8 protein-coding genes are annotated in these 11,732 nt (G+C 49.2%); 4 read left to right on the forward strand and 4 right to left on the reverse strand.

Annotation, left to right across the window (positions count from 1 at the left end; translation table 11 throughout):
- Nucleotides 1–11: 11 nt before the first annotated feature.
- The 4 genes from ACFQ0N_RS08955 to ACFQ0N_RS08970 all read right to left on the reverse strand — a co-directional run bounded on the left by ACFQ0N_RS08955 (nt 12) and on the right by ACFQ0N_RS08970 (nt 6,245).
- Complete coding sequence (locus ACFQ0N_RS08955) at nt 12–2,261, reverse strand: helix-turn-helix transcriptional regulator (protein WP_379325016.1); 2,250 nt, start codon at nt 2,259–2,261, stop codon at nt 12–14.
- A 51-nt stretch (nt 2,262–2,312) separates the two neighbouring features.
- Nucleotides 2,313–3,182 carry a carbohydrate ABC transporter permease gene (locus ACFQ0N_RS08960; RefSeq protein WP_379325018.1) on the reverse strand — a complete coding sequence of 290 codons (870 nt, stop codon included), beginning with the start codon at nt 3,180–3,182 and terminating at the stop codon, nt 2,313–2,315.
- A complete protein-coding gene (locus ACFQ0N_RS08965; RefSeq protein ID WP_379325020.1) occupies nt 3,176–4,141 on the reverse strand; it encodes an ABC transporter permease in 966 nt (321 codons plus the stop codon). Before ACFQ0N_RS08965 ends, ACFQ0N_RS08960 begins: the two co-directional genes overlap by 7 nt.
- A 478-nt stretch (nt 4,142–4,619) precedes the next feature.
- Nucleotides 4,620–6,245 (reverse strand): extracellular solute-binding protein, encoded by a 1,626-nt coding sequence (locus ACFQ0N_RS08970; RefSeq protein WP_379325022.1) that lies wholly within the window; start codon nt 6,243–6,245, stop codon nt 4,620–4,622.
- Nucleotides 6,246–6,709: 464 nt separating this feature from the next.
- On the opposite strand from ACFQ0N_RS08970, the gene ACFQ0N_RS08975 reads away from it, so the two are divergent.
- The 4 genes from ACFQ0N_RS08975 (at nt 6,710) to ACFQ0N_RS08990 (ending at nt 11,688) form a co-directional block, all read left to right on the forward strand.
- The gene (locus tag ACFQ0N_RS08975; protein ID WP_379325024.1) at nt 6,710–8,068 is read left to right on the forward strand and encodes an extracellular solute-binding protein; all 1,359 of its coding nucleotides are present in this window, start codon (nt 6,710–6,712) and stop codon (nt 8,066–8,068) included.
- 14 nt (nt 8,069–8,082) lie between these two features.
- Entirely contained in the window at nt 8,083–9,381 is a 1,299-nt protein-coding gene (locus ACFQ0N_RS08980; protein ID WP_379325026.1) for a sulfatase-like hydrolase/transferase, read from the forward strand.
- A gap of 57 nt (nt 9,382–9,438) precedes the next feature.
- A complete protein-coding gene (locus ACFQ0N_RS08985; RefSeq protein WP_379325029.1) occupies nt 9,439–10,944 on the forward strand; it encodes a sulfatase family protein in 1,506 nt (501 codons plus the stop codon).
- A gap of 105 nt (nt 10,945–11,049) precedes the next feature.
- The gene (locus ACFQ0N_RS08990) at nt 11,050–11,688 is read left to right on the forward strand and encodes a pentapeptide repeat-containing protein (RefSeq protein WP_379325031.1); all 639 of its coding nucleotides are present in this window, start codon (nt 11,050–11,052) and stop codon (nt 11,686–11,688) included.
- Nucleotides 11,689–11,732 lie beyond the last annotated feature (44 nt).

Below are 11,732 nucleotides of genomic sequence, written 5' to 3' on the forward strand. Positions count from 1 at the left end.
CTCTCACTCCATTACTCCCCGGATCTTTTCCGATATTCGCTTGGGGAGATTCCATAATATTTTTTAAAGGTCGTCGTAAAGGTTGATGAATTCATATAGCCTGTTTTTTCGCCGATTTCGGTAATACTCAAATCCGACTGCTTCAAATATTCGCGCGCATGCGATAGCCGCACTTTGTTCAAATATTCCACATAATTGACGCCGAACGTCTTTTTGAAATAATTCGAAAAATATTTCGGACTCGTATCCAGCACTTCGGCCATATGATCCAAATATAAATTTTCCATATAATGCAATTCGATATATTGCGCAATAAAGACCGGATTTAGCTTGCTTTTCTCTTCGCGGCTCTGCTTCTCCGCGACAAACTGAATGATCGCCAGCAAGCTGTCCTCGATCTCCTTGTAGCCGTACGCTTCATCTATCGTCTCATAAAACTGCGTCTCCCGCTGTGCCAGTTCCTTGCTTTGCACAGACGGCATCTCGATCTGCCTGAGCAGATGCAGCCAAATGCTTTTTGCCGTATGCGCCAGCTGATGATGCGGCGCCATGCGCTCCACATGTTCGGCCACAATTTCCTGAATCAGCCTCGTCCCTTCGTTCAGCTTGCCGCTAACCAGACAATTGGACAGCTTCTCAATTTTTTCAACCGGAAAATGCACCTCTTGTGTCAGCAGTACTTCTTCCGTATCGACTACGCGCCGGACCGGATTGATGCTGCGATATTGCGCGCCTTTCTTTATTTCCTCATAAGCGACATGGCAATTGCCGATTTTCGATTCATAACGCTTGCTCACACATGCCCACAGCGAGAAGCTGCCAAGCGCCCCCAGACCGCCGATCCGCTCAATGGAAGCTTCCAATTGATCGGTAATCGCTTTGCGACTCGCCGTCTGTCCCATGCCGATAAGCGCGACAAATTGGTACTGGATCGTATGAAATACAACAACATGCCCGCATGACTGCTGCAAATCGGCGCGGATGACCTCCGCTATTTCGTCAAGACGCAGCAAAGGACTATCCTCAACATTCCGAACAGCCTTCAAATAGATTGAAGCCATGACAAAATGCCGCTCCCCGAAAAAATCCGGATAATATTTCTGCATCTGCAGCTCATACTCTTGCGAATGGGTGTGCTCATCCAGCGACTTCAAAAAAATTCCCCGGCGAATTTCCGAATCGACAAAATCCATCTGCTTTTTCAGCGACTCGTTCTCCGCCTGAATTTTTATAATGCCGCTGCGTATTTTCAAAAAGTCGTTGCCTTTCATCGCCCCGCTTCCAAGCAAGCCTAATATATCCTTGATCGGGCGGTACAAGTAAATGCTGAGCAAGACAGATAAGATGACCGCGCTAATAATCGCGATGATCATAATCATCCGGCTTAGATTCGTCACGGAATCGATATTTTTAAACTGGTAAGGCACTTTATCGATATAAATGAAATCGTTGTAATCCGATTTATAAAAATTGTACTCATAATTTTCGCGGGTTAATGACGCTTCATCCGAAGTGTTGAAGTATACATCGTTTAACACATTGACCAGATCCAGCCCGTCGTCGGTGCTCAATATTGTTTTGCGATTCGCATCCATCACAATCAATGAAGCGCCTGGAATCATCGCTTTCAAATCGACATGCGCCAGCAATTTTTCCACATCGACCAGAACCATAATATTTTTATCCGATAACCGTACTTTATTGCCGTCTAGAATGGGCATTAGCCGTTTGTAACGGTATTTTTGGTTTTCGATCCTGCTGGCAAAGGTATCGGCCGGAAAGACGGTTGACGGATGCTTCGACAGGGCAAACGTCCGCCAGTAGCTGGCATTATAGATATCATGCTTGTATTTTTTATCAAACAACACATTCAGGTCGCTCGTTCCCGACGATGTAACAGCCAGATTCGAATGATCGTAAAAAACGATCACATCCTCAATATAGTCGACGGATGAGACAATTTTGGACAGGCTGTCCTGCATCGTATAGACCTCGGACATTTCGATGCGGCCATCTTCAAAAGTATGATCATACGGCAAGCCGTGCACCGTATAAATCAAATTGTTGATTGTCGTAAAGCTGTTCGTAAACGATTGAATAATGTTTTTAATGACAAGCCGATTGTTTTGCGAAACCTTCTCGTATATGCCGGAAATAGATTTTTTGTATACAATATAGTTGGCGCCGAACATGATAACGACAACCAGAAGCAAAGAGAAAAAGATCTGCAGCAGTCCTCTGCTCGCGATCAGGCGATTCATTGGTGTCACCTCTCATGATGTCTTCCAACCTATATTCCACACCGCATCCGTTTAACCCTTTTCCGACCCGAGCATAACCCCTTTGGCAAAATATTTCTGGGCGAACGGATAAACCAGCAGGACAGGAATCATCGACAAGACGATCGTCGCATTTTTCATTGCTTGCGGCGCTAAAGCTGCCGCATCGACTAGACTGGCTTTGTTCCCTTCATCAAAAATGAGCATATCCCGCAGCACCACCTGCAGCGGATACAGCGTGGCGTCATTCAAATAAATCATCGGGATGAAGAAGCTGTTCCAATGGCCCATAAAATAGAACAAGCCAATTGAAGCAAGCGCCGGCTTGGATAACGGAATGACAATTTGCGACAAAATCCGATATTCCGATGCCCCGTCGACTACAGCGGCCTCCCGCAGAGAAGCGGACATATTTTCATAGAAGCTTTTCAGAATAAGCAACTCGAAAGTCCAAATCGCATTAGGCAGCACGAGCGCCCAGACCGAATCGAGCAGGCCCAGGTTTTGTACAATCACATAGTTCGGGATAATGCCGGGATTCATAAACATCGTGACGATAATAGCCATCAGAAAAAAATTGCGGCCGAAAAATGTTTTCCGCGACAGCGGGTACGCCGCAACCGCCGTCATCAGCAAATTGATCGAAGTACCGAGCGCTGTATAAAAGATGGTGTTCAGGTATGCCCGCGGGATCCGCTTATCCATCAGTACTTCTTTGTACGCATCGAAATTAAGCCCTCTGGGAAGCAGCGTCACTTTGCCTTGCACAATGGAGGCTGTATCGCTGAGCGAAACCGCTGTAATGTACAGAATGGGATAAAGGACGACGATCGCCAGCCCGGTAAGCACAATCGTATTGAAAATTTGAAAAATCGAGAGGCTCCGCAGCCCTTTTGCTACCATAATCCGCCGCCTCCCATTCGTCTGCTAATATAATTGGACGTCAGGAGCAGCAGCATAGCGACTAACGCTTCGAACAGGCCTACTGCAGCAGCATAGCTGTAATTCGTTTCCAATAGACCCTTCCGGTAAACATAGGTGGAAAAGACATCCGCCACTTCATAGGTCATCGGATTGTAGAGCAACAGCACTTTCTCATAACCGATCCGGATCATGGAGCCGGTTTTCAAGATAAACATGATGATAATCGTAGGCATTATGCTTGGAACCGTAATGGACCAAATCATATGCCAGCGCTTCGCGCCGTCAACCTTGGCAGCTTCATATAGAGAAGGACTGATGCCGGCAATAGCGGCCATATAGATGATCGCTTCGTAGCCGACGTTCGTCCAAATATCCGATAGAATATAGACCGGCCGGAACCAGTTCGGATCAATAAGAAAATAGATTTTTTCCAAACCGAGTGCCGCCAGCAAGCGGTTAATAATCCCTTGATTGGGGGACAAGAAGTCGATCAACATACTGCAAATAATGACAACTGACAAAAATGCAGGCAAATAGCTAATCGTTTGTACTGATTTTTTAAACCATTTCAATCTGACTTCATTGAGCAAAACGGCCAAAATAATTGGAAAAGGAAACGAGATGAGCAGCGTCAAGACGCCCAGCGTCAGCGTATTTTTAAACAGCAGCCAAAAATCGTCGCTGGTGAAAAACTTCTCGAAATGCTTGAAGCCGACCCATTCGCTATCCAAAATACCGGTAAACACGCTATAATCCTTAAAAGCGATAATCATTCCGTACATCGGTCCGTAGCGGAACAACAAATAGAACGCCAGGCAGGGCAAAAACAAAATCAACAGCTGCCGGTCGCGTCTCATATGCCGAAACATCGAGGCGATTCTGCCGGGAGAAGTGCGCGACGGTGGTGACGAAACAGGCTCAGTGTCTAATTGCGCCATTTTTTCAACTCCTAAAAGTTTTTGCGGGCTTTGCCCGACGTTAGTTGAGCAAAAACTCGCTTCGAAAGCATAGGCTTAAGTTTTGTGGAGCAAACGTCGGCTCTTTGCTAGGTCTGCGGTACAATTGTTGTAGAAAATACAACATTCGAACCCGAATTCTACCGTTATAGAGGCAAATGTTGTACGTTGTGCAACAATCATCGCTAGCTAAGCTCCCTAGAGGAGCGATTTGTTGCATTTCATACAACAATCGGGAATATACTTGCTTCCACTCATCGATTTGTTGCACAAACTGCAATATTTGAGCGCCTTTACACTCATCCAAGTATCGGCTTCGCATATTGAACACCTCTTCTTGGATTTGTGAATGCCTCGGGTTGCATCATAACAAAACATAAGCCTAGTTTTACGGGTGGTCCCGGGAGCCTTACGTCCAGGTCCCGGGCGCCACCGTGATTGCCGCTAGCGGCAACCTGCATTAATTGCCGGCATCGTAACGCTGCTGGGCAGCGTTAAAGATCTCGATCATCTTGGTCGCGCCTTGTTTTTCCGCTGTTTTTATCCATGCTTCCCATTGCGCATCGCCATAGGACTTGTCGAGAACATATTTGGCATTGAACTCACTGGCCGATTTCAACAGAGCCGTCTGCAGCTCCGCAACCGTTGCTGTTTCTTCATCATTAAAGTTCGGAACCGGATCAAGCGGCTCGAAGGAGTTCGCCTTCAGTCGTTTATCCTGCGCTTCTTGCTCTTTTTCAGTGAATTGATAGTAGACGCTGCGCGGATCAGCGTTGACATAGACGCCTTGAACCCACAGGCCGTAACGGTCTTCCAGCACCTTAATATCTACGAGCGGCACATCGGTCAATTCCGGATACACTACTTTGCCATTCTCGTCAATTTTAAAGATTTCATCCTCTACCCCGACTGTAACCAGTGTTGCGCCTGATGGACTGGCCAAGTAATCCAACAGCTTGAGCGCAGCTTCTTTCTTATCATTGTTAGCTACTGCTATGCTAAAATCAGGATTAATCTTAGACAAGGTTGCACCATTGCCGGTTGGCCCTACCGGATTGCCATAACGCAAATCATATTCCGGGTTTTGGTCTTTCACCTGGTTGTAGAACAAATCAAGACGGCCGATCCAGTCCCACGTTACAAACGATTTATTGTTCGTCGTCATTTTTGCTGTCCAGGACTCCGGCGTATCAGTAATAAATTCAGGGTCGAGCAAGCCTTCATTATACAGCTTTTTCATAAAATCAAGCATTTCCTTATGTTCCGGCTGCGTGGAAGCAAACTTCCATGTTTTCGCTCCTTCGTCGTAGTAAGCCGGGTAGCTGGTACCGCTGATTCCCCATCCGTAAGCCCAGTCTCTAAAAATGTGTTCCTTCGTTTTCGATGCAACCGGGTAGGAATCCGGATAAGCCTCTTTCAGTTTTTTGAGTGCTTGATAGAACTCTTCTGTATTTGTCCACTCTTTGATGCCCAGTTTGTCGAAAATGTCTTTGCGGTACATAAAGCCGTGATTGACATCGCGGCTAACGTACGCGACCGGCCACGTGTAAATTTTACCGCTTTCATCCGCGTAGGACTTCATGACCCATGGATTTTCATCAATAAAGAGCTTTTTGAAGTTCGGCAGAATATCAAGATAATCGTTAATGGCAACGACAGCCTTTTGCTTGCCGATTTTCTTCAGCTCGGAAGCCGTCAAACCGTGAAAGATGTCTGGAAGCTTGCCGGAAGCAACCGTTACTTTCAACTTGTCGTTGTAGGTTGTAGGTGAATAAGCCTGAAAATTAATTTTAATGCCTGTACGCTTCTCTATTTCTTTTACGAACAGCTTGTCATTCAAATCTGTATTCTCACTAACAACCATCCAATTGATCGTTGTCGGCTTATCGACAATCGGCAATTTCACCCCGCCTGTATCGCCATATTGGTTGGGATCGGCTGTTTTCGTAGTTCCCTGATTCGTATTTGCTGGTTTCTCATTGCCGCTTCCTTTAGTATTGGAGGTTCCGCCATTTCCACCGCACGCAGCCAGCAGCGTTGCAGATAATGCCAGAACGAGTGACATGCTTAGCCATTTTTTCGTCATCTTTGTCCATCCCCTTTTTAACTATTGTACACGGAAAATTTCGTTGCCGAAGTCCTTTAACCGGTATAGGCTTCAGTTCCCCCTAATGGTAAAAGCGTTTTCAACTTTCGTAAATTCTTTCTTTTCAGCCACAATACATTTCCTCCGCCTCCATAAGAGAAAAAGCGAAAAACCCTAGATATATCAAGGCTTTTCTGCATGTAGAAAATGATAAAGCGGTAGAAATATATAAAAAATAAGACGAATTTCATCAAGTTGTTCACCATGAAAATTCGGTCCTGCTTCGCTCCTTGGCCAAAGTAAACGTGGAGCAGAAAGGAGCCGGGGAAAGCGGAGAGCCGCAAAACTTTAATGCCTAGGGCTACCCGATCGTCAATGACAAAATAAAGTTAATTATGATGGGATCCAAAGCGGCTATTCACGGTCCGTGGAACGAAATGGTATTATTTAAGGAAATGGAGAATATGACGAACATCCATTTTGAATTCAATATGCATCCACAGGCCAATTATCAAGAAGCAAAAAACCTTGCTTTCGCCAGCCGCCAATTGCCTGACGTCTTTTTCAATGCGCAGCTCACCCCGGACGATGAAGTGACGTACGGCAGCCAGGGCTATCTGATCCCGCTTGAGGATCTGATCGACAAATACGCGCCCAACTTCAAAAAGCGGATGGAAGCCAATCCGGACATTAAAAAGTCGATCACGACGATGGACGGCCATATTTATGCCCTGCCGCTCATTATCGATCAGCCTCGCGCGTTCGTGCCGAACCGGTTGTGGCTGAACGGGGACTGGATGGAAAGCCTGGGGATTACGAAGCTTCCGGAGACGACGGACGAATTTTACGAGCTGCTAAAGCAATTCAAGAACGGAGATCTGAACAAAAACGGCAAAGCTGACGAAATTCCTATGTCCACCGTGAAGCTGGACAACCTTGAAGGCGTGCTGCTGCCGGCATTCGGCCTGCTCGGCCGCGAAGTCGAAGTGAAGGACGGCAAGGTGCGCTTTAACCCGGTGCAAAACGAATACAAGGAATATTTGAGCTATCTGAACAAGCTGTTCTCGGAAAAGCTGCTCGACAATGAAATGTTCGTGCAGACTTCCCAGCAAATGGCGGCCAAAGGGAACTCAAATCTGGTCGGCACATTCGTCGGCTCGGCGCCCGATCTCGTGCTGAAGGTGGACAAGCCGGAAGACAACTACAAGCATCCGATGCTCGCGCCGCTGACAAGCCCGTTCAACAGCGAAAAGCTGACGCTGCGCGCTTCCAGCATCCGCCGCGGCACGTTTGCAATCACGAATCAGAACAAATATCCGGAAGCCACGATGCGCTGGGTCGATTATTTGTATTCGGATGAAGGCAGCCGGCTCGGCTTCCTGGGCAACAGCTACAAATGGCTCGACGACGCCAAGACGAAGTGGACGTTCGTTTCTCCCGAAGGCGTGACCCCGGAGGAGTACCGCGCCAAGCTTACGCCGGACGTCGGAGGACAGCTTCCGCTCATCAAAGAGCGCGAGTTTGACGCAAAACGGGATAACGGCAAAGGGCTCGATTTCAACAAGATGGTCGATGAAAAGCTGAATCCTTATGCGCAGCGGGAATATCCTGACGTTTATTTTACGAATGAAGAACAGAAGCGGTTAAATGTAGTGAAAACCGACATCAAGACATATGTTGAGCAAATGGAAGCAAAATTCGTCGTCGGTCAGGAGCCGTTCACAAAATGGGATGACTACGTGAGCACAATCAACAAGATGGGGCTTGACGAAATGCTGAAAATTTACCAAGACGCCTACGATCGTTGGAATCAAAACAAATAAAAGGTGTGATCGCGATGACAAAGCCGAATATCGTAATTATTTACTGTGACGATTTGGGGTACGGCGATTTGGGTTGCTACGGGTCCGATGTTATTCGGACCCCTCATCTTGATGCGCTGGCAGCTGACGGGGTACGCTTCACTGACTGGTATTCCAATTCTCCGGTGTGCTCCCCCTCCCGCGCCGCGCTCTTGACCGGTCTCTATCCGGCAAAGGCCGGCGTCAGCCACATCTTGGGCGGAAAGCGGGGAACAGGAGGATTGAAGCCGGAAGCGAAAACGCTGGCCGAACGCCTGCAGCCCGCCGGTTACCGGACGGCGCTGTACGGCAAGTGGCATCTCGGCTCGGCGCCTGACGCCAAACCAAATGCGCGCGGGTTCGATGACTATTTTGGCTTCCATGCGGGCTGCATCGACTACTACTCGCACATTTTTTATTGGGGCGTGCCGCATGTCAATCCGGTGCACGACCTGTGGAGCAATCGCGAGGAAGTGTGGCGCGACGGCGAGTATATGACGCATATCATCACCGATAAATCGGTCGAATTTATTGAACAGAACCGCGATCAGCCGTTCTTCCTGTATGCGGCCTACAATGCGCCGCACTATCCGATGCATGCGCCGGACAAGTATATGAAGCGGTACAGCCATCTGCCGCGCGACCGCCAATTGATGGCGGCAATGATTTCGGCCGTCGATGACGGTGTAGGCGACATCGCGGCCGCTTTGAAGCGGGCCGGCGTGTATGACAATACGATCGTCTTCTTCTCCAGCGACAACGGCCCTTCCTCGGAAGCGCGCAACTATTTGGATGGCACCGAAGATGTGTACTACGGCGGCAGCGCCGGCATTTTCCGCGGGCATAAGGCCAGCCTGTTCGACGGCGGCATTCGCGAGCCGGCCATTCTCACCTATCCTAGCCGTATTCCTTCCGGTCAGGTATGCAGCGAAATCGGCATGATGGCCGACTTCGTTCCGACGGCGCTCGAATTTGCCGGACTGGATGTACCGGCCGCTGGCGAGATCGACGGCACCAGCGTTGTCGCGATGGTGACTGAGGGAGCGGCTACCCCGCATCAGCAGCTCTTCTGGGAGTATGGCAGCCAATTGGCCGTTCGCGAAGGAAAATGGAAGCTTGTGATCGGCGGCAAGCTGGATTTCGACCGGACGCAGCCGGATGAAGTTCATCTGTCCGATCTGGAGGCAGATCCTGGCGAGCGCGTCAACTTGAAGGACGCTCATCCGGAGTTAGCCGCCCGCCTGGAACGCGATGTGCGCGAATGGTACGCAGGGTTAGCTGCGGGAGAGGCTTGATCGGGGCAATGCGCCGATTTCGTGCGAGTGGATCAAACTTAAAAAGGGAGCTATACGATGAGCAATAAACAAACCGAACCCAGCCGGCCGAATATTTTGTTTATCCAGACCGATCAGCAGCGGGTCGATACGTTAAAAAGCTACGGCGGGCAAATTTGCCAAACCCCGCATTTGAACCGGCTCGCGGAAGAGAGCGTCGTGTTCGACAACGCTTACACCAGTTGTCCGGTATGCACCCCGGCGCGCGCTTCCATGCAAACAGGGCTGTACCCGTTCAAGCATGGGATGCAGACGAATAACTATGGCATGGGCAGCATGGTACAGGAGCTGCCGGACAGTCCGCGGCTGCTCAGCCGCCAGCTGGAGCAGCAGGCGTACAGCATTGGCTACACCGGCAAATGGCATCTCGGCTTCGGGCCGGAGATGGGCGAATATTTGCGCGGCAATCTCGCTCATGTACGGTTTCCCGACATTGCCGCCGGAATTAGATCGCTGCCGACCGATGTCGGCTATGAAGGCGACGACTTTGCCGGTCATGGCGGCGGTGGAATGAACTATGCGCAGTTCCGTCAATATTTGGCGGACAACGGATTGACGTGGCAGGAAGAGAACAAGGTAAGCGGCCATTTCGAATGGCATTATGCGTCTGAGCTCACTTCGCCGATCGAGTCCACGGTCGAATATTATTTGACTGAGCGGGCGATCCATTATATCGATGATTTCCGCCGGCGCGACAAGCCGTTTTTCTTCTCGCTCAATTTCTGGGGACCGCATGAGCCTTATATCGCGCCGACACGTTTCCTTGATCTGTACCGCGACATAGAGCTTGAGCCATGGCCGAATTTTTACGACGACCGTGCGGACAAGCCTTCCATCCACAGCATCAAGAGGGGCAATACGACCGAATGGGCCGATTTTGTCCCCTACATCAAGCACTATTATGCATTCATGAGCAGCATCGATGAGCAAATCGGACGATTGATCGCCTATTTAAAACAGCATGATCTTTACGATAATACCGTCATTATTTTCACCGCCGATCACGGCGAATCGCTGGGCATCCACGGCGGGCTGTGCGACAAATCATTTTTCATGTACGAGGAAACCTGCCGCATTCCGCTGATTGTCAAACCGGCCGCCAGTCTGAGGGGTACGCGCACGGAAAAAAGCTTTGTCGGCACATGCGACATCCACGCCACGATTCTCGATCTGGCCGGTGCGGGTGCGCCGCCGGAAGGAACGGATGGCCGTTCATTCGCGCCGATGCTTGCGGGAGCGGCGGTCGAGGACTGGCCAGAGAGCATCGTCACGGAAGGAGCCGGCTTGGAAGCGGCGATGTTTACCCAGCGCATGATCCGCAAAGGACACTACAAGTATGTGTTCAACTGCGGCGATCTGGACGAATTGTACGATTTGCAAGCCGATCCGTACGAAATGACGAACCTGATCGGCAACGATCGCTGTCGGGACACGCTCGCCAACATGCGTCAGGCACTTGCAGACTGGATGGTGCTACACGATGACGGGCTGCTGCGGCAGTACAAGCGGATGAGGATGGAATAGGGCTATTTCATATGATAAAATATTGTCCTGAATTGAAACTGGAATATTGTTCATCACAATTCTTATGAAGCTGCATTTCATCGGTGTGATGAGGAGGTTATCATATTGAACAAGAAGCAGATGATTGCAAGATGGGACGCTGAGCAACTGGCTGAAGCGAATCAGGCATTGGGTGCTGTTACAGGCAAACAAAACCTGCACAAAAAAGACCGTTCCTTTCCTTCTTCACCCTTTGGACAGACAGATGCCGGGCTAGAGGATTTTCGGGGAGCCGTCTTGACAGAGACGATTCAATACCTGACTGTACAGAAAGTGGATCTGTCTTATGCCCGTTTCGTGGAGGCTGCGAGTCTGAACACCTCAAAATTCACGAACTGTTGCTTTGATGGGGTTAAGCTGGATGGAAGGTATGTGACACGTCAATTCAGCCATTGTTCGTTTCGCGGGGCAAATTTGAATAATGCCAGTATTAGCGAGCAATTTGAGGATTGCGATTTTACAGGAAGTACTTTAAGAAAAGCAAAAGCAAGAGACGTATCGTTTATACGGTGCAGTTTTACTGATGTTAAATTTCACGGCGTAATGTTGATGCATTGCCGATTTGAGGAATGCAGCTTTGAAGGGGCTGTATTTCATTTCAGCTCATTAGCTGGAAGCCGTTTTACGGGAGAAACGGACTTGCTTCCCGTTTGGGGAGATACGATAGTGGACGGCGTCAAAATCAACGGGGAAGCTCTTGCTTAACCATCGCCTGCCCAGAACAAGGACAAGCCCTTCAGCACCATTGC

The organism is Paenibacillus sp. GCM10027626 (assembly GCF_042676285.1).
Lineage (GTDB): Bacteria > Bacillota > Bacilli > Paenibacillales > Paenibacillaceae > Paenibacillus_Z.